This window comes from Thalassotalea sp. G20_0 (genome assembly GCF_017744175.1).
Classification (GTDB): domain Bacteria; phylum Pseudomonadota; class Gammaproteobacteria; order Pseudomonadales; family Endozoicomonadaceae; genus Endozoicomonas.
Genome location: NZ_JAGHQV010000032.1, coordinates 1 through 24,009, shown reverse-complemented (window position 1 = coordinate 24,009; position 24,009 = coordinate 1). Strand labels below are relative to the sequence as shown.

At 49.4% G+C, this 24,009-nt stretch carries 15 protein-coding genes; 9 read left to right on the top strand and 6 right to left on the bottom strand.

The genetic code is table 11. The annotated features are described in order from the left end of the window. Window positions 1–279 precede the first annotated feature (279 nt). From J7438_RS17515 to J7438_RS17490, 6 genes are all read left to right on the top strand, one after another. Window positions 280–1,098 carry an MIP/aquaporin family protein gene (locus J7438_RS17515; RefSeq protein ID WP_209277570.1) on the top strand — a complete coding sequence of 273 codons (819 nt, stop codon included), beginning with the start codon at window positions 280–282 and terminating at the stop codon, window positions 1,096–1,098. Between the two features lie 72 nt (window positions 1,099–1,170). After that, window positions 1,171–2,679: a glycerol kinase GlpK gene (gene glpK / locus J7438_RS17510; RefSeq protein ID WP_209277569.1), complete on the top strand. Its 1,509-nt coding sequence runs from the start codon at window positions 1,171–1,173 to the stop codon at window positions 2,677–2,679. 805 nt (window positions 2,680–3,484) lie between these two features. Then, a complete protein-coding gene (locus J7438_RS17505) occupies window positions 3,485–5,017 on the top strand; it encodes a Re/Si-specific NAD(P)(+) transhydrogenase subunit alpha (protein ID WP_209277568.1) in 1,533 nt (510 codons plus the stop codon). Window positions 5,018–5,032: 15 nt separating this feature from the next. Further along, the gene (pntB, locus tag J7438_RS17500; protein WP_209277567.1) at window positions 5,033–6,433 is read left to right on the top strand and encodes a Re/Si-specific NAD(P)(+) transhydrogenase subunit beta; all 1,401 of its coding nucleotides are present in this window, start codon (window positions 5,033–5,035) and stop codon (window positions 6,431–6,433) included. 155 nt (window positions 6,434–6,588) lie between these two features. After that, window positions 6,589–8,757: a hypothetical protein gene (locus J7438_RS17495; RefSeq protein WP_209277566.1), complete on the top strand. Its 2,169-nt coding sequence runs from the start codon at window positions 6,589–6,591 to the stop codon at window positions 8,755–8,757. 189 nt (window positions 8,758–8,946) lie between these two features. Then, complete coding sequence (locus J7438_RS17490; RefSeq protein ID WP_209277565.1) at window positions 8,947–12,432, top strand: hypothetical protein; 3,486 nt, start codon at window positions 8,947–8,949, stop codon at window positions 12,430–12,432. Between the two features lie 187 nt (window positions 12,433–12,619). Here the strand turns inward: J7438_RS17490 and J7438_RS17485 are convergent, their stop codons facing one another. Then, window positions 12,620–14,059, bottom strand: a complete 1,440-nt coding sequence (locus J7438_RS17485) for an FAD-dependent monooxygenase family protein (protein ID WP_209277564.1) — start codon at window positions 14,057–14,059, stop codon at window positions 12,620–12,622. Window positions 14,060–14,454: 395 nt separating this feature from the next. Here J7438_RS17485 and J7438_RS17480 point away from each other — a divergent pair, with 395 nt between their 5' ends. Continuing rightward, window positions 14,455–15,471: a hypothetical protein gene (locus J7438_RS17480; RefSeq protein WP_209277563.1), complete on the top strand. Its 1,017-nt coding sequence runs from the start codon at window positions 14,455–14,457 to the stop codon at window positions 15,469–15,471. A gap of 152 nt (window positions 15,472–15,623) precedes the next feature. On the opposite strand, the gene nfo is transcribed toward J7438_RS17480, so the two are convergent. From nfo to J7438_RS17465, 3 genes are read right to left on the bottom strand one after another with little or no spacing between them, the layout of a single operon-like run. Next, window positions 15,624–16,475 (bottom strand): deoxyribonuclease IV, encoded by an 852-nt coding sequence (gene nfo / locus J7438_RS17475; protein ID WP_209277562.1) that lies wholly within the window; start codon window positions 16,473–16,475, stop codon window positions 15,624–15,626. A 45-nt stretch (window positions 16,476–16,520) separates the two neighbouring features. Continuing rightward, on the bottom strand, window positions 16,521–17,477 hold the full coding sequence (locus J7438_RS17470; protein WP_209277561.1) for an alpha/beta hydrolase: 957 nt from the start codon (window positions 17,475–17,477) through the stop codon (window positions 16,521–16,523). After that, entirely contained in the window at window positions 17,477–18,103 is a 627-nt protein-coding gene (locus J7438_RS17465; RefSeq protein ID WP_209277560.1) for a transcription termination/antitermination NusG family protein, read from the bottom strand. Before J7438_RS17465 ends, J7438_RS17470 begins: the two co-directional genes overlap by 1 nt. Window positions 18,104–18,563: 460 nt before the next feature. On the opposite strand from J7438_RS17465, the gene J7438_RS17460 reads away from it, so the two are divergent. Further along, window positions 18,564–19,121, top strand: a complete 558-nt coding sequence (locus J7438_RS17460; protein WP_209204501.1) for a cysteine hydrolase family protein — start codon at window positions 18,564–18,566, stop codon at window positions 19,119–19,121. 184 nt (window positions 19,122–19,305) lie between these two features. Here the strand turns inward: J7438_RS17460 and J7438_RS17455 are convergent, their stop codons facing one another. Continuing rightward, a complete protein-coding gene (locus tag J7438_RS17455) occupies window positions 19,306–20,472 on the bottom strand; it encodes a phosphoglycerate kinase (protein ID WP_209204502.1) in 1,167 nt (388 codons plus the stop codon). A 712-nt stretch (window positions 20,473–21,184) separates the two neighbouring features. Here J7438_RS17455 and J7438_RS17450 point away from each other — a divergent pair. Next, complete coding sequence (locus J7438_RS17450) at window positions 21,185–22,069, top strand: hypothetical protein (protein WP_209277559.1); 885 nt, start codon at window positions 21,185–21,187, stop codon at window positions 22,067–22,069. 85 nt (window positions 22,070–22,154) lie between these two features. Here J7438_RS17450 and J7438_RS17445 read toward each other — a convergent pair whose 3' ends face one another. Continuing rightward, on the bottom strand, window positions 22,155–23,189 hold the full coding sequence (locus tag J7438_RS17445) for a type I glyceraldehyde-3-phosphate dehydrogenase (protein ID WP_209277558.1): 1,035 nt from the start codon (window positions 23,187–23,189) through the stop codon (window positions 22,155–22,157). Window positions 23,190–24,009 lie beyond the last annotated feature (820 nt).

Below are 24,009 nucleotides of genomic sequence, written 5' to 3'. Positions count from 1 at the left end.
AACGAACATCAGAATTTTCTGGGTGTGGTTAATGATTAATCGAAGTTCATGAGGTGCATGAAAATTAATGTTGTTTAGTTGATTCGCTTTGTGCGTATTTCCCGCAATTGGCTTTCTTTATAGGTAATTGATTGATTTATATCAATCTTTCAGGATTGATAATGTTTGTTGTTGTTTGTAAAAATTCGCCGCCAACAAGGCATTCGCTGAATTCAGTATTTACGACACTGCCTTAACTAATAATTGTTGATCTGCGTGAAGCAGGTGGAAGTAGCCATTATGAGAAAATCATTGCTGGGGGAATGTCTTGCCGAGTTTATTGGCATCGGGCTCCTTATTTTCTTTGGTGCGGGTTGTGTAGCGGCGCTCGTTCTGGCCGGTGTTGATTTCGGTCAGTGGGAAATATCCATCGTCTGGGGTCTTGGTGTTGCCATTGCCATCTATGTGACCGGCGGCATTTCCGGTGCTCACCTGAATCCGGCAGTGACGCTTGCCTTAATGGTCTTTAAAGGCTTCAACAAGCAAAAGGTCATTCCCTTTATTATTGCCCAGATGCTGGGTGCGTTCTGCTCTGCGGCCCTGGTTTACTTCCTGTACAGTGGCTTATTCGCTGATTATGAGTTGGCCCATAATATGATTCGTGGCTCTGAGCAGAGTCTGGCCACAGCGGGTATTTTCTCCACTTATGCACACTCGTCACTCACTAACCTGCAGGCCTTCGCTGTTGAGTTCGTCATTACCGCAGTGCTGATGGGCGGCATTCTGGCTATTGGTGATGAGAATAATGGTGTTTCCAACGGCGCACTTTCCGCCCTTCTTATCGGTGTTCTTATCGCAGTTATCGGGGCATCTTTCGGCCCTCTGACCGGTTTTGCCATGAACCCGGCACGGGATTTTGGCCCGAAACTCTTTGCATTTTTTGCCGGCTGGGGCGAAGTGGCGCTGACGGGGGCACGAGCCAATCCCTATTTCTGGGTACCGATTGTTGCTCCCATCTGTGGTGCCATGACCGGCGCATGGCTTTACATCAATGTGCTGGGCAAGCAGGTAGAACCTGCTGTGTGCGCCACACCTGGTTGTGAAATCAGAACCGCCTGATCGATTATTAGCCGATTTTTGTGAGAAGGTAGGGGTGATACCCCTGCCAGCTAAGGAATTAAGGACAAAAGAATGACCACTGAAAAGAAATACATTGTTTCTCTTGATCAGGGTACAACCAGTTCACGGGCCATTATTTTTAACCACGATGGTGACATCGTCGGTACTTCTCAGCGGGAGTTTACCCAGTATTATCCTCAACCGGGCTGGGTTGAGCACAACCCGATGGAGATCTGGGCGACCCAGAGTTCGGTTCTGACCGAGGTGCTGGCAAAAACCAATATTCGCCCGGACGAGGTGGCCGCTCTTGGTATTACCAATCAGCGGGAAACCACTGTTGTCTGGGATAAAACTACCGGTCAGCCGGTCTATAACGCCATTGTATGGCAATGCCGTCGTACAACGGAGATCTGCGAACAATTAAAAAAAGCCGGTCTGGAAAGCCATATCCGTGAAACCACCGGCCTGGTTCTGGACGCCTATTTCTCTGGCACAAAAATCAAGTGGATTCTTGATAACGTCGAAGGTGCGCGTGAAAGTGCCGAGAAAGGTGACCTGTTGTTCGGTACCGTGGATACCTGGCTGACCTGGAAGCTCACCAATGGCCGCGCCCATGTGACGGATGTCACCAACGCTTCACGGACCATGCTGTTTGATATCAACCGTCTGGAGTGGGATGACACCATTTTGCAGGCGCTGGATATTCCACGCAGTATGCTGCCTGAAGTGAAGTCCAGCTCGGAAGTGTATGGCAAGACCAACATTGGTGGTAAAGGTGGTACCCGGATTCCAGTTGCTGGTATGGCAGGTGATCAGCAGGCTGCCCTGTTTGGCCAGATGTGCCATGAGAAAGGCATGGCCAAGAACACCTATGGCACAGGCTGCTTCCTGTTGATGAATACCGGTGAGGCCCCTGTTAAGTCTGAAAATGGTCTCTTAACGACCATTGCCTTTGGTATTGATGGCAAGGTGCATTATGCCCTGGAAGGTTCTGTCTTTATGGGTGGTGCTTCTGTTCAATGGCTTCGTGATGAACTTGGCCTGGTCCGTGATGCGGCGGATACCGAATATTTTGCCAGCAAAGTAAAAGACACCAATGGTGTATATGTAGTACCGGGCTTTGTTGGTCTGGGAGCGCCCTACTGGGATCCTTATGCCCGTGGTGCCATTTTCGGTCTGACCCGTGGTGCTAACCGTAACCATATTGTGCGTGCCACGCTGGAAGCCATTGCTTATCAGTCCCGTGATCTGATTGAAGCGATGCAGCAGGATGCCGGTATCGAAATGAAACAGCTGCGTGTGGATGGTGGCGCTGTTGCCAATAACTTCCTGATGCAGTTCCAGTCAGATATTTTGAATAAGGAAGTGGTCCGTCCAACGGTGACGGAGTCAACAGCAGCAGGTTCCGCTTATCTGGCAGGTCTTGCCGTTGGTTTCTGGAAGAGCATCGACGAGCTTAAGGACAAGGTAGGCGTTGATCGTGTTTATACTCCGGTGATGGATGATGAACAGCGCACAGGGTTGTACAAAGGCTGGAAAAAAGCCGTAGAACGCAGCCTGAAATGGGAAGACCAGGAATAAACACAAGTGTTCACGGGCTCAGGGTGTGTTTACTACCCTGAGCACTGCTTCTTAGGGTGGACATTAAGCTTACCCCTCCATTTTCAATGGCTTTTGAATGGAACCACGAAGGACACGAAGAGCACGAAGGAAAAGAAAATCTCTTCTTTGTGCTCTTCGTGTCCTTCGTGGTTCCGTCTTCAACTTCCCGAAGCTGGGAGTAGGCGCTTAATGTCTACCCTAAGAGCATTGCTTTGGCCAATGTGGGGTGTGGAGTCTGGTAGCCGATCTACACAACCGTAGCCTTATAAATCCAACCTTATTTCTCAGTTTGCCTGTCCTTTTGGGATGATTCTCTCCGTCTTTCATACCCACAATTAACATTTCATCACTCAACACTGACCGATAGTGCCTGTGCAAGATTGGCTGTGGATTATTACATTTGCCCAGAATTTTCGAGCTATAAGTAAATAGGTAATCCCGCCAGCAAGTGTTGTTAATTACCACTTTGTCAAAAAATCACTTACTATGTGTGCCCTGATTTATAAGAAGGGCTTCTGAGACAGGCTGCCTGTAGGGGGTTTCCATCTTATGAAACAGCTCAATATGCCTGAATTTTTGCTGTGAGAATGATGTCGTATGTTGTCGGTTCCTGTGATCTTGTCAACGTACAAATCAGGTAAGAATCTTGGTCGTTTTCACAGTAAAAGTTCCAGCATTGTTGATTGGGGTAGCACTCTGAACTGGCTCCTTGTATCCGGTTCAGAAGCGCTGGGTGCTGATGCACTGAATGAAAAGTCTATTAATTTAGCTTCCGGTGACCGTTATGCGCATAGGGATCCCTGGAGAGGTCCAGGAAAACGAGAATCGTGTTGCTGCAACGCCCGATACAGTGGGCAAGTTGCAGAAGCTCGGTTTTGACGTCGTCGTTGAACGAGGTGCAGGGGAAAAAGCGAGCTTTGGGGATGAAGCATTTACTCAGGCTGGTGCCCGGGTTGTTGATCGTGATGAGGTCTGGAATTCAGACATTATTCTCAAGGTGAACGCGCCCATTGATGATGAAATTGCACTGCTAAAAGATGGCGCTACACTGGCCAGCTTCATCTGGCCAGCCCAGAATGAAGCGCTGATGAATAAGCTCAGCCAGCGTAATGTGAACATTCTGGCAATGGACAGCGTACCGCGGCTGTCGCGCTCACAGTCTCTGGATGCCCTGAGCTCAATGGCCAATATTGGTGGCTATCGTGCGGTGGTTGAGGCATCCCACGAGTTTGGCCGCTTCTTTAATGGCCAGATCACGGCGGCCGGTAAAATTCCGCCAGCCAAGGTGCTGGTCATTGGTGCCGGTGTTGCTGGCCTCGCTGCCCTGGGTGCAGCGGGCAGCATGGGTGCCATTGTGCGTGCATTCGATACCCGGCCTGAAGTAAAAGAGCAGGTTGAGAGTATGGGGGCCGAATTCCTTGAGCTTGATTATGAAGAAGAGCAGGACTCTTCCGATGGTTATGCCAAAGAGATGAGCCAGGCGTTTATTGATGCTGAGATGGCACTCTTTATGGAGCAGGCCAGAGACGTTGATATCATCATCACCACAGCGCTTATTCCCGGCAAGCCGGCACCAAAGCTGATCACCGAAGATATGGTCAAGGCCATGAAGCCCGGCAGTGTTATTGTCGATCTGGCTGCCCAGACCGGTGGTAACTGTGCATGTACCGTCAAGGACCAGATCACTGTCGCCCATGGCGTAAAAGTGATCGGTTATACCGATCTGCCAAGTCGTCTGCCTACCCAGTCATCGCAACTGTACGGCACTAACCTGGTGAATCTGCTGAAACTGCTCTGTCCAAACAAGGATGGACAGATTGATATCAACTTTGATGATGAAGTGATCCGGGGGCTGACCGTGATCCGTGACGGCAGTATTACCTGGCCACCCCCCCCGGTGAAAGTCAGTGCTGCCCCGGCTGCCAGGCCGGAACCGGTTGTGGCCAAAGAACCTGAACAAGAAGCAAAGGCCAGACCCTGGCTGAAGCCGGTGCTGATGGCTATCGGCGCTGTGCTCTTTGGTTGTGTGGCTAACTCTGCCCCCAGCAGTTTCCTGGAACATTTCACCGTTTTTGTCCTCGCTTCCATCGTCGGCTATTACGTTATCTGGAATGTGACGTCTGCGCTGCATACGCCATTGATGAGTGTTACCAATGCCATCAGCGGCATTGTGGTGGTTGGTGGTCTGGTCCAGATGGGCAGTGACAACAATATTGTACTTGCACTGTCGGGTATCGCCATCACGGTCGCTGTTATCAATATTGTTGGTGGATTCGCTGTTACCCAGCGGATGCTCAAGATGTTCCGTCTGGATTAACAGGAGTCGCTCGCAATGTCTGAAGGATTACTGGTAGCGGCTTATCTGGTCGCTGCATTAATGTTTGTTATGAGCCTTGCCGGGCTTAGTCGACAGGATACGGCAAAAAACGGCAATATCTATGGCATCACCGGGATGGTGGTGGCCGTTCTGGCCACCCTGGCCCATGCCCATATTGCCGGTATTACTTTGGTAACGCTCTGCATGATGGTGGGTGCGGGTGTTGGCCTTTACCTGGCGCTTAAGGTTCAGATGACGGAGATGCCACAGCTGGTGGCCATTCTGAACGGCTTTGGTGGTCTGGCGGCGGTACTGATTGGTTTTGCCAGTGCGCTGGAAGTCAATGACTCACTGGCTGGTCAGTTGAAAGACCTGGTTATGTCCGCTGAGCAGTTGATTCACAGCTCGGAAATCTTTATCGGGATTATTATTGGTGCAGTGACGTTCAGTGGCTCAGTGGTGGCGGCGATGAAGCTTCATGGCAAGATTTCCAGCCGTCCGGTATCACTGCCCGGTAAGCACTGGACCAACCTGGCTATCCTTGGCCTGGCGGTGTTGATGGGTGTTGTCTATGTACAGCAGCACAGTATCCTGGCCCTGGTGCTGGTCACCCTGCTGGCATTTGCCTTTGGTATCACCCTGGTGCTGGGTATCGGCGGTGCCGATATGCCGGTGGTGGTCTCCATGCTGAACGCTTACTCAGGTCTGGCGGCGGCCATGACTGGCTTTATGCTGGGCAACAACCTGCTGATCATTACCGGTGCCATGGTGGGTTCTTCCGGTGCCATCCTCTCTTACCTGATGTGCACAGCCATGAATCGTTCGTTTATTTCGGTGATTCTGGGTGGCTTTGGTACCGAAGAGGGGACAATCGTCGAGGGTGGTGATCAGGGTGAGTATACGGAAGTCAGCGTAGAAGACGTTGCGGAACAGCTAAAGAACTCCGCCAGTGTCATTATCACGCCTGGCTATGGTATGGCGGTTGCCCAGGCTCAGCACCCGGTTCGTGATCTGGTCAAGAAGCTGCGGGACCGTGGGATCAAAGTCCGTTTTGGTATCCACCCGGTGGCCGGTCGTCTGCCGGGCCATATGAATGTATTGCTGGCAGAGGCAAAGGTGCCTTATGACATCGTGGAAGAGATGGATGAAATCAACGATGACTTTGCCGATACCGATACGGTTCTGGTGATCGGTGCCAACGACACGGTGAACCCGGCGGCGGCCGAAGATCCCAACAGCCCCATTGCCGGCATGCCGGTATTGCGGGTCTGGGAAGCCGGAGAAGTGATCGTCTTCAAACGCTCGATGGCTACCGGTTATGCGGGTGTTCAGAATCCACTGTTTTTCCGCGACAACAGCCGTATGCTGTTTGGTGATGCCACCGACAGTGTTGAGCAGATTCTCAAACAGTTCTGATATTCCCTTCCTTCCGGCTGGCAGCAAACGCTGTCAGCCCGGAACATTTCTGGCAAGACCGCTCAGTAATCCCGGTACTGTTAAAAATAGAGAATAATCATTCCTGGTTAAATCTACATTTGTATTCCGAATCCTGTAAACCCGGAAGCAATGCAATGACCCCTGTACTCACTTCCTGCGTAACTATGACGCCGTCGTCTGATTCCACTGCCACGGATGGCGGTCATAGCCCGGAGCAAAGTTCAGGCTGGCCGGGCTTCTGGAATGTCAGTAAGACGGTGGCTCAATCTTTTCATCCTGACTTTGACCCCGGACAACGGCCAGTTCAGCCAGATAGTCCGTGGATACAGCTGAAGATTCAACCTAAAGAGCTGGCCCTGCGCCTGGTCCAGAAAGCCATCCCCGCCAATAGTTATCTCAATACCATTAACCAGGTGGCCATGGCCTGTCTGGCACTGGCCAGCCTGCCGGGGTGTTGGGGCCAGACGCCGCAAGATCGCAATCCCCAAACCAGTAAAGAACCGCCCGGCACTGCTGCTTCAACCGTTCCGCCAGGCTGCAGAGGTGAGCAGATTCCGGTTCAGAGTGAGGCTGATCTGGCCAAAATCGGCAGGGAGGATCATCCATGCTATCCATCTAATGGTCAGTATGTACAGACCGCTGATATTGATGCCGGTAACCACTCGCCCATCCTGAACTTCACTGGTGAGTACAACGGTAACGGCAAGAGCATTAGCAACCTGAATAGCTGTCTCTTTTTGCAGGTTGACTACGGAGGAATAGTACGTGACCTGGTGGTCCAAAAAGCCCATATAACTATAAATGACGGGCGTTTTGCCGGTAATAAGGGCGTTGTTGCCTGTGAAGCCAGCGGACACGCGCTGTTGAAAAATAACACCGTGGAATATTCTGATGTCAAGCTGCAGCAAGCCAGAGGTCCAGTTAATCTGGGCATGCTGGCGGGGGAGATCAGGGATAACGCAAAACTGGAAGGTAACCTGGTCCGGTACTCGAATATGAATGCAGATATAGACGGTTACCGCCATGCTGTTTTAGGAATATTGACCGGATATGCTCTTGGAGCTGTCTCTATGGACAACAACGAGATTGACAATTGCCGACTCACAACAGGTAACACAGACAGCAACAGTCGTTTTTTAACCGCTGGCCTGATGGCTGGAGAAATGTACAGCAAAGTCACTGTAAGGAACTCAAGCCTCACCAATAACCAGCTGGTAGCCAACACGAGAGTTGTCGTTGCAGGAGGTGTCGCAGGGCATGCGAGAGAAACAACGATCGAGGGTACCCGTGCCATCAATAACACCCTGCAGGTGCAGAGAAACGACATAAGTCACCCAAAGATTGCGGTCATTGTTGCCGGTGCGTTGGGATGCAGTATTCGCGATACCACCGCGATCAATAACCACCTGAAATCCGAAGGGTACCAGGGTCGTACGATGGACCCACCCCGTACAGGAATCGTAACCGCAACCTGTGAATCGAGCACAATCAAAAATACGCTGGCTGAGCATTCTGAACTGTCCTCCAAAGGTATCGTAGCCGTTGCCTCTGCCCACGCCGATGGTTGCACGATCCGTAACACCGTTGCCAATAATATAACCATCACAGCCAGGCAGCACTCACGTAACTCACGTAATATCACCGCTGCAGCGATTGCTACGGCTGAGTGTTACTACTGGGGTGACACAACGATTAGCCAGACAACCGCCATTGATTGCCGGATATCGGCTGACGAAAGCGGAGGTTATGCCGCAGTGGGCGTCGGCTTGAAAAATCGGGGGTGCTCAGTTATTAACGATACCACTGCCTGCAACAGTGACATCCGGGGCTTTCGGGCAGGGATAGCCGCTGGCAACACGACTGATGAATTTCCTCGCACCTTTGCCTGTAATACCAATCTGACCAGTTCGGCTGATGGTATAACCAGGCTGGAGAACTCTGGTTGCGCTGAGACAAACTGCCTGAACGACTCACCGAGCGCAAAAACATCGTTACCGACGAATCTGTCCAGTTCTCCGGCTTCTTCATCGGTTAACGCAACCGATAACAGCAATACTGGATTCCCCCTTAACACCGACGAAGTTGATGCCGGTATTCCGTTGCCTGCCCTGGCCGGAGGGGTAACCGCGGGCATTCTCGCTGGCGGCATTTTGCTGTATGCCAGCTACCAGTGGTACCAGGGCTATCAGCAGGGGTTAAAGGGCGCAGCGTTAGTCCTGCGGCCCATTACCCGGATTAAAGATGCGATTGGCTGCCATGCACCTGCTAACACACGGGATAGTCTGGAACTACTGTCTGTTTGAGAGTGAAACCTGAACCACCGCAACAAACGCCAGACTACTTTCCTTCAGGCTGGCAGCAAACGCTGTCAGGCCGGAATATTTCTGACAAGAGCTCTCAGAGTAATCCCGGTATTGTTAAAAAATAAAAAACAATCATTATTATTTGCATCTACATTTGTATTCCGAATTCTGTAACCCGGAAGCAATGACATGACCCCTGTACTCACTTCCTGCGTAACCATGACACCACCGTCTGATTCGGCTGCCACTGATAGTGGCCATAGCCTTGGGCAGGGTTCTGTCTGGTCGGGATTCTGGAGTATCAGCAAGTCAGTGGCTAAATCCTTTCATCCGGACTTTGACCCCGGGCAACGGACTGATCCGCCAGATAGCCCTTGGATACAGCTGAAAATTCAACCTAAAGAGCTGGCTCTGCGTCTGGCCCAGAAAGCCATACCTGCCGATAGCTATTTCAATACCATTAACCAGGTGGCCATGGCTTGCCTGGCGCTGGCCAGCCTGCCGGGTTGTGGGGGCGAGACGCCGCAAGACCACTATCCGGGAACCAGTAAAGAGCCACCTGGCACTTCTGCCCCAACCTCAGCATCGACCAGTTCTGAAACGCCAACGTCAATGCGGTCAAACTCTCAGGGGGAAAGTGTCGTCACTTCATCATCGTCGGCTTCGGCAATGTCAGAATCGACCGGTTTGACGACGTCATCCATGCTGTCAAGTGCGCAGTTTTCGTCACCAATTTCGACAAATTCACAATTGACCAGAATGTCTTCGCTGAGTCGATCAAGCCCTCAGTCGGCCAGTTCATTGGCTTCGACAGCGATGCTAACCACTGAAAGTACTGTTGTTCCCACCAAAGCTTTCAGTGATCAGGCAACAACTGAACCTTTATCTTCACATTTGGGTACACCGCTCAACAGCACGGCAACCCCGATTGCCATAGGCACCTCTGATTACCTGAGCTACCCATCGAGTGCAAAAACATCGTTCCCGGTGAGTCCATCAAGTTCAAATGAGGAAAGTACACTAACTTCGTCGTCTCCGATCAATTCAGAATTGACTCACTCTGCAAAGCCATCGACGAGTCAGTCAAGCTCTCAGCTGGTCAGCCCGATGGCTTCTTCGCCGGCTTCGACAATTTCAGAATTGGCCAGTTCTGCAACGCTAACGCCAGTGCTATCAAGCTCACATCAGGAAAGTGTTGGCACTTCATCGTCGGCTTCGGTAATGTCAGAATCGACCGGTCTGACAACGTCATTATCCATGCTGTCAAGTGCACAGTCTGCGTCACCGACTTCGACCATTTCACAACTGACCAGAATGTCTTCGCCGAGTCTGTCAAGCCCACAGTCGGCCAGTTCACTGACTTCGACAGTTTCACAATCAGCCAGTACTGCAATGCCACCGTCAGCACCGTCAAGTTCACAGCTGGCCAGTTCTCCTGCTTTATCGCCAACGCTAACAACTTCAGAATCGTCGAGTTCAGCTGTTTTACCTTCAACTTTCCCAACCTCACAGCCGACCAGTCCGACAACTGTCCCGCCGGGCTGCAGGGGCGAAAAGATTCCGGTTCAGAGCAATGATGACCTGGCTAAAATCGGGAACGAGCCATGCTATCCACCCGATGGTAAGTATGAACAGACCGTTGATATTGATGCCGGCAACCACTCGCCCATCCAGCACTTCACTGGCGAATACAACGGTAACGGCAAGAGCATTAGCAACCTGAATAACTGCCTCTTCCAGCAGGTGGAAAATGGGGGAATAGTACGTGACGTGGTGGTTGAAAAAGCCGATGTAGTTTTAAATGACAGGGAGTTTAAAGGTAATAAGGGCGTAATCGCCTGTGAAGCCAGCGGACATGCGCTGTTGAAAAACAACACCGTGGAACATTCTGATTTTAAGTTAGTAGAAGGTGGCTGGGGTATGAATATTGGAATGCTGGCGGGAGAGATCAGGGACAATTCAAAACTGGAAGGTAACCAAGTCAAGCACTCGACGATGAGCGCAGTTAAAATGACGCGGCGACCTATTATCCATGCATCCGTAGGAATATTAACCGGAAAGGCCAGAGGATTCGCGTCCCTGGACAATAATTCGATTGACAATTGCACTATCATGGCAAGTCACTCAAACCGAGATTCGTATAGTGAGACCTACACTGGCTTGATGGCTGGGAGAATGGAGAATAAAGTCACTGTCAAAAACTCGAAACTTACCAATAACCAGCTGACCGACACCACGCGACATGTCCACGCCGGTGGTGTTGCAGGGTGGGCAAGAGGCACAACTATTGAGGGTACCTATGCCTTCAATAACACCATACTTTCGCAGAGATCGTCCAACCAAGACCCAAAGATTGCGGTAGTTGTTGCCTCAGCGAAGGAGTGCCGTATTAGCAATACTACTGTTATCAATAACACTCTTAAATTAAATGGGTATTCTGGCACAGATGACGGACCCGCTACGGGAATCGTAACAGCAAGATGTAAGCAAAGCACGATCCAACATACTCTGGCCGAACATAGTGAATTGTACTCCAGAGGTCCGGCAGCTGTTGCCACTGCCTATCTCCATCATGAATGCACGATCCATAACACCACTGCCAGAAATGTGACAATTAAAGCCTGGAACAAATACTATAGCGAATCTGCTGCGGCGATTGCTGTGGCCGAGTTTGGAGAATACGCGCACTCGAACAATATGATTAGCCAGACAACCGCTATCGATTGTCGGATATCAGCAGTTCACGAAAAGGATGGTTATAGTTATGCCGCAGTGGGCACTGGCTATGGAGATGAAAGTGGCAATGTGCGCATCATCGATACCACTGCCTGCAACACTACCATCAAGGGTGCTCACGCTGGCATAGCCGCTGGCCAAAAGGCTCGTTCATCTACTCGCACCCGTGCCTGTAACACCATAGTCAACGAACAGCCTAAAAATCCTGATTGCCCTAAGGCAAACTGCCTAAGGAAAGCTACTGGCGCGCCACCCACACGACTCACCACGGCCACCACAACTGGCAGCAATAAAACAACAACTGACTTTTTTAATCCATCTTCGGAAACTCAGGTCAAAAGCACTGCAACCACGGCTACCATGCGCAGCCCCGATTACCCGAACTACTCATCGAGCGCAAAATCATCGTTACCGGTGAGTCTGACAAGTCCACAACTGGAAAGTACACTTACTTCGTCGTCTCAGACCATTTCAGGGTCGGCCAGTTCTGCAACTTCTGCAACGCCAACTTCAGCGCTACCCAACTCACAGCTGGAAAGTGCATTAACTTCCTCGACGGCTCCGTCAATTGCAGCATTGACCCGTTATGCAAGGCCATCACTGTCAAGTTCACAGCTGGCCAGTCCACCGGCTTCTTCATCGGTTAACAAAACCGATAACGGTAATACTTCATCCCTCCTTCTTAACACCGACGAAGTAGATGCAGGCATTCCGGTGCCCAGCCTGGCCGGAGGGGTAGCCGCAGGCATTCTCACCGGCGGCATTATCCTGTATGCCAGCTACCAGTGGTACCAGGGCTATCGGCAAGGATTAAGAGGCAAAGAGTTAGCCCTGCGGCCCATCACCTGTATCAGCGATGCGATTTGCTGCCACCCACCTGCTATGGGGAAAAAAGCGGATAGCATGGAACTGGTTTCTTTGCGGCCGATTGATGTCTGACAGTGAAACCAGAACCGGCAGCCTGCCATCAAACGTCAGACTAATGCGGATAAACATTGAAAGCATACACGCATCTCGTCTGGTACGAGCATAGCGCCCGTCCGGGCGATCCCAAGGCGAGGGTGCTGAAAATTAAGGATAAACATTCCGTTTTGTGAGGTGAGTCTATTCTCGGACAGCCTCCTGGTTATCCAACGGTTAACGTTGCAGTGGCATGATGCCAGTGAACTTTTCGTTCAGGTAATGTCTTTCTCAGGTCCTTCAGCTTTTCCGGGCCCCTGACAGTGATTTGCCAGAGTACTTTATTGCCTACCCATAAATAGACTTTCATTACGTTGATTGTGAAGTTTTTGAGTTTGGCTTTAAAGCCTTCCCAACGAGCCCTGCGGCTGGCGTATTGCTCATAGGCTTTTCCTGTTTCGGCAAGATCTGACATGGTTGCCGATCCCAGTTTTCTGCCAAGTTTGGCCCCAACCACCAGAAAGTTATTCAACGAGCGGTAATAGGGGAGCGATGTGGCTGCATCTCCGGCAATGCAGATGAGCTTTCCTGATGGTGTTACACAATGAACTTGTCGGGCATGAAACATAGACAGGATATAGGGGGTTAATTCTTCCGTGTCAGCAATGATGGTTTCCTGGCAGAATTGATGTTTTATCGTCTGCCAGTTTTTTATTTTTTCTTTCAGGCTATCACTCACCTTACTGTCAGACAGCTTTGCTGCATTGCCAAGGTTATAGCCAGACAGACTGTCAAACTCTTCTTTTGAAATAAAAAAGTCAATGGTGACTTCATTAGTCTTTTCATTGAGTGGGTGAATTCGCTCTTCAACCGGTGATACCATCACTTTAAAAGCTGCATAGACGTAGCGGGAAAAATTAAGCCAGCCACTGGCCAGTTTTTTCGTTGGACCCTGGACCTGGTATTTTACCCTGACTCGATATTGCAGGTCTTTTTTAGCGGTAAACTCACTATCTTCATCGGTTGATGACAGTTCGGAGAAAAAAATATCTTCCCCCTGGTAGTCGGGATTATCAGCCATTTTCAGTAACGCTTTTCTACTTTTTGAATGTGTGCCATCGGCACAGACAAGGGCATCAAACAGGGCTTCTCCTGATTTAAACGTGACTTTACCGTCACCAATGGCAACCACTTCATAATCACTGCCAGCGTGCAGGGTGATGCCCATTCGTTGGGCAATTAATTTCAGATCGGTTTCAAGCTCTTTACAACTGATATGGCCATGCTGCCTGCGGATTTTATCTCTAAGCTGCGTCATTCCCTGTGTTAACACCGGATGGTCATAACTCTTCAATGACCTGAAGCATTGATCATCAATGTGAACTGTGTGATTTCGAGCGTATTCTGCTCTCTTTTCAAACATTTCTATATTGGAATCAGGCTGCTCTGCCTTCAATTGCAAGGCATTGTAAAGGGCAATAGGGCCCATTCCCACATAGGCTACTTTGAGTGCGCGATGATTCAGAGATTTGCCGGTCCCTGGCTCTTCACTAAACTTTTTCCTGTTGTTCTCTATTCCTACTGACAGGGCTTTTTCAGGGGGTAGCTGGTCTGGAAATAAACCTGAATAGAGCCCTCCCACGCCTGACATTGCTTGACTGTCCATGTTTGATTAGCTCCTTCTGTAAAATAACTCTATGATTCCATTGAATAAAATCAGGTTATCTGTTTTGGGTGATTCCGTGTGATGATTGATAAAATCTCACTGTTAATGGTTGGACATTTTTTTTAGAAAAACGTTCGTTTTAATTTTTTTCATTCAATCGGTAGACATCATTTTCTTCAATTGAGAACAATGTCTGGTCGGCCCACCTGGGCGGCCCCACCTGGGCGGCCCCATTGCAATACCAACAGGCCAAGACTTGCCAGCATACTCTGGGCAGCACCTTCTATAGGGAGGAGATAATGGCGGCATTGGAACTAATGTCAGTGGTGCGTGGTCAAAATGGTTAGCGAGGCTCGAAAACTCAAGACTATCAGTGGAAAATAGGAGAATTTGCCATGGAATGCAGAAGTCATTCGCCAATCCGTTTCTCAATACCATTCGGTGCTGACAATCAGCCGACGGGACAAGCCCTGACAGCCATCACTGGTGAATTAAATGGTATGAAAGTACAAGATACCAGTTCACCAGCTATTTCTTCCTCAACTTTTGCAAGTCAGCCCGCATCCGGAACTGGTCAACCATCGACAGTCTCCTTAGCAGGCAGAAGCTCGATTGTGCCTGTCAGCGAATCATCGACAAGAACCTGTCCATCGCAACTCGATCGTTTTCTTGATGGCGGTCCATTCCCGGAACTGTCCAAAAAGGAAAAAGACGAGATCAGAAAGGAAAGGCTGGCTTTTAGTAGTATGGTGCGCAAAAAGGAATCAAAGTTTGGCGAATATCATTTAGCAAGTTTTCCGTACTTGCCAATTAGTACCAAACACACGACCTACTTGGTTCCCACCGACGATATCAAAACTTACCTGGTGATTGCCGGGCATTACAAAGATCTGCGCTTCGCAATTGACTTCGAAGATAAAGAACGCGCTATAGAAGCTCGAGACAAACTCATGGTCTCTTTGAATGATCCCCATTGTCTCAAAATGAGTGTTGCGGAAGCAGCCCGCTTTCAGGCCGAAAGTGCAGCAAAATTAATTGCGCCTGAAGTTGTCGAAAAAATTCTGGACAGCAAGCTGGATTATTTTGTTGAGGCGCTCGCCGATGAAAACAAACGACCAAATGTCATTTCTACTCTCCTCACCCTACAAGACAAACTGAATGATGCCAAGAAAGAGGTGGATGAATGCTTTGAGTATCCAAGTGTGTGGGATGATGAAGATGACAGCCCCAGGCTGTCTATTCAAGTGGGCCATTCTAGGCTGATTATACAGAATGAACCGGCCCAAAAAGCCAAACAGGCTTTGTGTCATATGCAGGATATGATCTCTCATCTTTTGCAACAGGATTATGATCAAGCCAAGATCAGCCAACAGTCAATTAAGCTCAAGCAAGGGAACTTCCACGTCGAATAATGGCAATTTCGAAAGATATCTGAGCTTATGGTTTAGCGGCTGCGATCAGCCGCCAACAATCCCACCAACAACTCCGTCAATAACCACAACATTTCTGCCGCACCATTGGAACAACAACCACAGGCTCCTGGTTCGGCGGGAGTACCTTTCGATTACGGATAGGCTCCGGACATCATTTTCAGTGACTTTATCTCGTCCGCCCAGAGTGTTTCATCAATGGTTTCCAGAACCATGGGAATGCCGTCAAACCGGCTGTCAACCATGATATAGCGGAACACCTCCCAGCCAATCTCGCCCTGACCAAGGCTGTGGTGCCGGTCTTTTCGTGAGCCCAGTGCACCTTTGGAGTCATTCAGGTGCATGCCTTTCAGGTACTGAAAACCAATGACCTGCTCGAACTCGGCAAACGTTTTCTGGCAGGCGTCCTGTGTGCGAAGGTCGTAACCGGCAGCAAAGGTATGGCAGGTATCCAGACAGACACCAACACGGCTTTTGTCGTCCACCTGATCAATGATTTCGGCGATTTCGGCAAACTGCCACCCCAGGTTGCTGCCCTGGCCTGCGGTATTTTCGATCACCGCAATCACGCCCTGCGTTTGCTCAAGGGCTATATTGATGGACTGGGCAATTTTACTCAGGCAGTCCGATATCCCGATTTTTCTCAGGTGACTGCCCGGGTGAAAGTTCAGTCGGTCAAGACCGAGCTGCATACACCGCTCCATCTCATCAATAAATGCTACCCGGGACTTTTCCAAGGCTTCCTGCTCCGGATGACCCAGGTTGATCAGATAACTGTCGTGGGGAAGAATTTGTTGCGGTGTGAAATGGTACTGCTCACAACGCTCTCTGAATAACTCGATGCTCTTCATTGACAGCGGTTTGGCATTCCACTGTCGTTGATTTTTGGTGAACAGGGCAAAGGCGGTTGCGCCTAATTCATGAGCATTCACCGGGGCATTTTCGACACCACCGGCCGCACTGACGTGTGCTCCTATGTATTTCATTGATTGGGACTTCCTGTGGGTTTTATGGGATAAGGAATTCAGGTGCTATTTCCAGTCAGCCTCCCGGGCATTCATCTCTTTTGATAACCATTGCATATATTGAGCCCGGGTTTCTGTAAGTTCATTCGGCAGGTGATGCCGGGCACCCTCCAGCCAGAGGACTTTGGGCGAACGATATAGTTGCCCTAAAGCCTGAATGTTATAGGGGCCGTCCACCGTGGTGTCATCCGTGCCCTGAAGGATCAGCGGGCTTAACGGGATTTGCTTTTTGGATGACTCTATTTTTCGAATCCAGCGGTCTAAAGCAGAGACCCACTGTGTGGGTAACACGGTGGGTGCCAGTGGATCATTGTGCGCTCTGTTCAGGAAGTCTTCATCCCGACAGTTATCTTTGAATTGTCTGGGAATCTGGCGAATAAATGGCCGGACCAGGTAGAGCTGGAGTCGACTGAGCTTCCATAACCAGGGACGAACCAGTGGAGCAGACAGGATAACCTGATCAAAAGGCATAGGCGTGCCTTGCCTGGTATGGTGATGCAACAGCTCGGTAATAATGGCACCCCCTGTGCTCTGACCGTAGGCAAGCCATGGCCCGGGCAGCATTGATGTGCAGTACTGCATAACATCTGCCAGCACCAGGCGATAGTGTTCAAAGTCTTCAATGGTCGCTGGTTGGCCACTGGAAAGCCCGTGACCGGGGAGATCGTAGGCCAGAATGTTATAACCTTCTTCCAGAAAGAAGTGGATAACATGCTCAAACAGGCCGACATGGTCATAGTAGCCATGGAGCAGAAATACCGAGCCTTTGGCTTCAGGTCTGGTGTATAGGTGGCAGGCAATGCGGTATTCAGTGCTGTTTATATACCCCAGGCAATGCTGGACATCAGGGAGGCGCTTTTCCAGATCAATGCGGTAATACTCAAAGTATGCCTGTTCGTGAGGATACGGCGTCAGGCCATACGAGAGTGGCCGCATATCAGAGATAAGCGTGGGTTTGTCCATTAACTTTCTTCAGGTACTTTCTGGAGGTCCTTTAAGGGAACTTCTATCTTTTTTCTGGCAACAATCTTTTCTTCAATGCCTTCGTCAGTTCGCTGACTTTCAATGAACTGGATAAGAATAACACCACGGTCCATCTTAACACCTTTGACAAACGTACTTTCAAGGTGTCGGAAAAGAGGGTTGTTATACAGTACCGACTCACCTTCCTTGAAGCTTACGGAGTCTGGCTTCTCATCCGGAATACGGCCATTGTATTTCCAGACAAATGCCTCAATCTGGTCGATCAGCCGCTCACCATCAGGTATCGGCCTGGGCAGTAGCCTGCCCATATCCTTTTCAGGAAGTCGCCCTTCGTTGTATAGCTTTTGACTGATCTTGTTGAACCGGACAACCTGGGCAATGCCCCGGGTTGAACGGATTTTGTGAAAAGAGGGAAGGGTATCCTTGTCTAACCTGATGAACAGATAGCCTGGAAACAGGGGAACGCGAGTACCTTTTTCCTGAATAAGCGGGCAATAGGCCTCAAAGCCCTGGTGCTCAAGATTATCCTGGGCACGAACCTCTTCCCGGTGCTTGGCTTTCAGCAGATACCATCCCTGTTGCAAAGCCGTTTGTTCAGATGACATAACAAATCCTTTTGACGACGTTTACTGAAAATAACCAACGGGCAGGTAGAGTGCCTCGAAGCGGCTCCCTGCACTGTGTGAACTTCATCATCAGACATTCAGCCAATGTGGCAAGTTGCCGGGTTGTCGTACAGTTAACACGACCTTTATCTAACGGGGGAAGCGCACGACAGTAGAAGTCAGTATATGTGCTGAGTACAAGAACTATGCCAGTAAAAAGCACATTAACGCCGCCAGCAGGTGGTTTCTGCACTCAATAGAACGGCCTATTGAAGATGCTCTACGAGAGCATTTTACAGGACTCTGTTATTCAGACAATACTCAATCAGCAGTTCTGCATTCATTGGCTCAGTGCATATTAGAAAACTATACTCATCGCCGCTTCCCACACGCAAAATGAGGGTTATTGATTATGTTGCCCTATTCGACAACCTTGTTAGATGCAATGAACATCTTGCTCTTGCAAAGAATTCGTCCCGCCATTCTATTGATTGATGTGGATGAGCCATCGATGGATAACCTGCACAATGAGATGGTACTGAAAAGTCACGAAACTATTCTCAAACAAGCGGCGAAAGCAGGATTGCCCATATTTGATATCATTCTGCATGGACAAAGGACGATTGATCGATTGCGCCATATTATCGAACAATCACAGAACTATATTTCCTATCGAAAAAACATGGAAAGTGCTTTCGATGAAGACAATATCCTGTTGATGGTGAACGGACAACGTATGAGACTGATCGAATATTTACGTTCTATCAGTTGCAAGCACATTTTTATTATGGGCTATGCAGACGATGACTGTGTTTTTGAAACGGCCTTTGATGCTCTTAACCTGGGATTGAATGTTTACGTTGATCGTATGTTTAATCTTGGGGTGGACCTCAATCTTGAATCACCGTGGAATTCAATCACTCATAACCCAAGGTTTCATATGTACACGGCTATTGGGCAGTCAGTAGAAAAAAAATGCAGGCAGTTATACAGGGTATATAACATGAGAATCATGTGATTGCTCAAAAAATGATGACACATCAGGCGTCAGCAGGATTTGTAAGGTGTCCCGGACTCCAGCTACATCGAAGTTCAGCTTGATGTGTGACAAGCTGCCCTGTTGGACAGCAATCGGCAGATCGAAATGGCGGGGGAGATACCGGAAGAACATAAGATGTCTTCCGGTTCTGTTAATCGTTTGATCAGCGCTTGGCTGCTGCTTCGAGCATGGCTACTGCTGGCAGAACCTTGCCTTCGACAAACTCAAGGAAGGCACCGCCACCGGTGGAAATGTACGACACTTTGTCTTTAATGCCGTACTTGTCGATAGCGGCCAGGGTATCGCCACCGCCAGCAATGGAGAATGCATCTGAGTTGGCAATGGCCATGGACAGTGAACGGGTACCCTCACCGAACTGGTCAAACTCGAAAACTCCCACCGGACCATTCCACAGGACGGTTTTTGCTGCCGTGAGAACGTCGGCAAACAGCTTCTGGGTTTCCGGGCCAACGTCAAAGATCATGTCGTCATCTTCAACCTCATCCACCGACTTGATGATGGCGGTCTCGTTCTCATCGAATTTCTTACCGCACACCACATCCACTGGCATCGGGATATCACACTTTTCCATCAGGGCTTTGGCCTGAGGGATCAGATCTGCTTCGTAGAGGGACTTGCCCACATTTTTGCCAGCAGCTGCCAGGAAGGTGTTGGCGATACCGCCACCCACGATCAGCTGGTCACAAACGCCGGACAGCGACTCAAGCACGGTCAGCTTGGTAGAAACCTTGGAACCACCAACGATGGCGGTCATCGGGCGCTCCGGTTTATCCATAGCCTTGCCCAGAGCTTCCAGTTCCGCCGCCAGCAGTGGACCGGCACAGGCAACAGCGGCAAACTTGCCAACACCATGGGTGGAAGCCTGGGCGCGGTGTGCGGTGCCAAAAGCATCCATTACGTAGATATCACACAGGGCGGCCATTTTGCGGGACAGAGCTTCGTCGTCTTTCTCTTCGCCGATGTTGAAACGGCAGTTTTCCAGAATAACCAACTCTCCGGCTGCCACGTCAAAACCACCGTCAACCCAGTCTTTGACCAGGCGAACTTCCTTACCCAGCAGGTCGCCAATATAGTCGGCCACCGGTTTCAGGGAGAACTGCTCGTCATACTCACCTTCGGTTGGGCGGCCCAGGTGAGAGGTCACCATTACATGAGCACCGGCTGCCAGAGCCTGCTCGATGGTTGGCAGAGACGCCAGAATACGGGCGTCACTGGTGACCTTGCCGTCTTTTACCGGAACATTGAGGTCTTCGCGGATCAGCACGCGTTTGCCTGCCAGATCCAGGTCGGTCATTTTTAAAACGTTCATTGGGAGCCCTCTTGATATTCACTGATGGCTGAGTTTCTCAGAGGTAAGCATTGTTTAAGTAGCTGGCCATATGGATTCACATATTTCTGGCTACTTGGGCAGGTGCTATGCGAGGCACAACGGAGGGAGCATAGCCGTAGCTATGTGACCGGAGTTGTAACGAAGCAGAGTGCCTGAACAAGGAGTCAGAAATATGTGATTTCATATGGTTAGCTACTTATTAATACCTGCCTGGAAGAAATTGCCCGGGGAATAGCGAAAAAACGTCGGGGACAATAGCACATAAATGACACTTCAGGTATGCATTGATACGCTCTTATGACCTGAATCAAACGGTGATCCAAGAGTTTCCAAAGGGTCACAAAATTTATCGTGGATGTTGTTTGAAAACGTTAATGGTGTGGGGATAGCTGGGGACAACTTATGGCGTTACAGGACTTCAGACTTTACAGGACACCAACACTGAGCTTCCACCAAAGTAAAAGGCAGGTATCGGTGATAAAGCAAATTTCTGCGGGATTACCCGGTGATCTGATGTGAGCACGGCAATTATCTCGGGTTTCATCATTGGGGATGGTTGAAATTACCAGTTTATTCACTTTTTGTTGAACTTTTTGTGCTTTGGGAACTCTAACATCAATGTGTTTGACTCAGTCTATTAATAACAACTTAATCAGATCAAAGAACTTATCAGACCAAAAGAGTGATAACGATGTTACGTGCTGACTTGTCTTCCCCCTCAACGATGTCGGCTTTTACAGCCGCCTCTGGAAATTCTGATGGATTTTCTGGTGAAAAAAAACATACACAGGCCACAGACATTAAATTTGGCGATACATTCAGAATCATTTCCTCTGTATTTTCTGAAACTCTTTTAAAGAAGGTCAATAAGGAAATAGAAGACGACAAGACTTATTTCAATTCGGATTTTGTCAATCGTTTTCTGGATACCCGTCTGAGAGTCAAAGATCTCAATCCAAGCGAAATATTTGAGAAAATCAAGTTGGATAATATGTTTGGCAATCCCAGGCTCTTTGCTACATTATGCTTTCGTCAGCCAATTCAGTTTGATAAAAATGGTCGTTTGATAAACAAGGATGCATTCCAAAAGGTCTGCTCTACTACTTCATCGCTTGCACTCAGGGCTCTATGCTCAGATGCATTGGAAAAAATGGCCAATGAGTTGCAGTGGTGGGGTCGTTCGGTAGAAGTTACAATTCAGCTGCTGCGTTATCCGTTAATTACCTCAAAAGGGATGAAAGGTATGCCATGGCATCGGGATAACTACAGAAAAAGCATGGTCGTACAATTGAATGACAATACCAACTCAACCGGAACGGGTGTGAAGTATTCAGGAGGCGGGCTTAATATTGGCAAACTAGGGAGTGACGATGAATGGGGATTTAAACGCCCTGTTGAAGGCACTGTAGAGAATTATTCTTATGGCCCAAATGGCACAAATTGCGGGAATTGGGGGTTTATATTTTCCAATTATAAAGGTCAAATGATTCACCAGGCTGAGGATATCGTATACCTCAGCGAAAATAATGACGATCTGGCAGAAAAACGCATCTTGGTGGTATTTGTTAACGATTAAGGAGTTGTCCCGAAATAACCTGATTTTATTAGTCAATTTGCCGGTGGCATAGCAGTCTTGAATTCGAAAAGAGCCAACAAGGAAGTTATTCAGTGATAATTCCTAACCAGTAACCCGCAACATCCAGCATTCGATTGGCAAACCCCCATTCATTGTCAAACCAGCATAGCAGCCTGACCAGACGATTGGCAGAAACCTGGGTTTGTGTGCCATCAACGATGCATGAGCGGGCATCATGGTTGAAATCCACCGAGGCGTGGGGCTCGTTAGTAACACCCAGTATCCCTTCAAGACGACCAAAGGTGGCCTGTTCCAGAATACGATTGATTTCTGCTGCTGAGGTGTTTCTGCTGACCTGAACCGTCAGGTCAATACAGGAAACATTAATGGTGGGAACCCGAACGGCACTGGCTGTAAATCGCCCCCTGAGTTCAGGCAGCAAACGGTTAATGCCTTTGGCCAGGCCCGTATCAACCGGGATGATGGAGTGCAGGGCGCTGCGGGTCAGACGCAGGTCGTTCTGGTGATAGGCATCAATAACCGGCTGATCATTCATGGCGGAATGGATGGTGGTCATGGAGCCATAGTCAATCCCGAGGGCATCGTTTAATGTTTTGAGCACAGGCACAATGCAGTTAGTGGTACAGGATGCACTGGAAACAATACGGTGCTCAGCATTTAACTGCTGTTCATTGATACCGTATACGATGGTTGCATCCACGTCCGGTTTTGCTGGCTGGGAAAAGAGCAGGCGGGGAGCACCCCGTTCAATATGAAGATTTGCGGTAGCCCGATCATTAAACGAGCCTGAGCATTCCAGTAGCAGGTCGATGTTCAGGTCTTGCCAGTTGATTTCCCGTGGATCCGGCTGGTTAAACACCCGAATGCGGTCATCGCCGATAAACAGGTGGCTATCGTCTGCCGACACCTGTCCCGGAAATCGGCCATGGGTGGTATCGTAGCGCGTCAGGTAGGTCAGCGTGTCGATATTGGCCAGCTCATTGATGGCAACTACTTCCATACCATGCGCAGGATGATCACGAAAGCCATTTTCATAGAGTGCACGCAGCACGCACTGGCCGATTCGCCCATACCCGTTAATGGCCACCCTGTATGTCATCGTTTGTTTGTTTCCAGCTGTTGTTAGCGCCGGGTATTGTACCGGAAAAAATCAGGATTGTGACCAATCTTTGAGCACCTGCCCCGGGTTTCAGCAAACAATTATTCACTCAAGTTACGCAGCTGACAATTCTCTCAGTTGCCTCAATGAAGCTTTCAGCCCGGCCATATAGATTTTGGCTCTAAGCTGGAAGTGATTCAGCTTTATTTTCAATGACAGTACTTCCAGCCTGAAGGCGGAGTAGATTGAAAGAAAGATATGACTACACTGCGTTCTCAACGTATGCGCCGGCGACTTGGCCATTGAAGCATTCGATTTCAGTGTTTTATGGAAGGCCTCAACTTTCTCACGTTAATGATTGATAGCTGGGACAGTTTGTTTAAAGCCATTGCCCATGGTGCTAAAGCACAGAAGATAGCTTTTGACACATCATGATTTGGCAAGATAGTCAGAATTTTCAGGGTGGTGATAGTGATTTTTCTTAGCAGTGAAAGCTGCTGGCTCTCTTATGTTTTCAGAAATTATGAATACGTCAGTTTTCAGTTTGTGGCAGTTGACGTGTATAGCTGCAGCGTTGCGCTATCCAGTAACACATCCCACAGCCAGGCTGCCTGACAAAACAGGTCAGGCTTCTCTGATACCGGTTGCCTGGAACTTTACCGGGCTGACAAGGTCGTACTCTATTGTTGTCATCCCCAAACGATTCTCCAATTGGAAACAGGGAGGACCTCCAAACAAACCATGCAGTCACCTTCCTCCTCAGCAACCGCAGATACTGTATCCCGGTTAACATCCACTGAAGCTGGAAGAGACGAGCCGT

Excerpts from the sequence above, each read along its gene's own strand:
- J7438_RS17450 (WP_209277559.1), top strand. The coding sequence starts at position 21,185 with ATGTTACGTGCTGACTTGTCTTCCCCCTCAACGATGTCGGCTTTTACA.
- J7438_RS17465 (WP_209277560.1), bottom strand. The coding sequence starts at position 18,103 with ATGTCATCTGAACAAACGGCTTTGCAACAGGGATGGTATCTGCTGAAA.
- J7438_RS17480 (WP_209277563.1), top strand. The coding sequence starts at position 14,455 with ATGGAATGCAGAAGTCATTCGCCAATCCGTTTCTCAATACCATTCGGT.
- glpK (WP_209277569.1), top strand. The coding sequence starts at position 1,171 with ATGACCACTGAAAAGAAATACATTGTTTCTCTTGATCAGGGTACAACC.
- J7438_RS17515 (WP_209277570.1), top strand. The coding sequence starts at position 280 with ATGAGAAAATCATTGCTGGGGGAATGTCTTGCCGAGTTTATTGGCATC.
- J7438_RS17505 (WP_209277568.1), top strand. The coding sequence starts at position 3,485 with ATGCGCATAGGGATCCCTGGAGAGGTCCAGGAAAACGAGAATCGTGTT.
- J7438_RS17470 (WP_209277561.1), bottom strand. The coding sequence starts at position 17,477 with ATGGACAAACCCACGCTTATCTCTGATATGCGGCCACTCTCGTATGGC.
- J7438_RS17490 (WP_209277565.1), top strand. The coding sequence starts at position 8,947 with ATGACCCCTGTACTCACTTCCTGCGTAACCATGACACCACCGTCTGAT.
- pntB (WP_209277567.1), top strand. The coding sequence starts at position 5,033 with ATGTCTGAAGGATTACTGGTAGCGGCTTATCTGGTCGCTGCATTAATG.
- nfo (WP_209277562.1), bottom strand. The coding sequence starts at position 16,475 with ATGAAATACATAGGAGCACACGTCAGTGCGGCCGGTGGTGTCGAAAAT.
- J7438_RS17445 (WP_209277558.1), bottom strand. The coding sequence starts at position 23,189 with ATGACATACAGGGTGGCCATTAACGGGTATGGGCGAATCGGCCAGTGC.
- J7438_RS17495 (WP_209277566.1), top strand. The coding sequence starts at position 6,589 with ATGACCCCTGTACTCACTTCCTGCGTAACTATGACGCCGTCGTCTGAT.
- J7438_RS17485 (WP_209277564.1), bottom strand. The coding sequence starts at position 14,059 with ATGGACAGTCAAGCAATGTCAGGCGTGGGAGGGCTCTATTCAGGTTTA.
- J7438_RS17455 (WP_209204502.1), bottom strand. The coding sequence starts at position 20,472 with ATGAACGTTTTAAAAATGACCGACCTGGATCTGGCAGGCAAACGCGTG.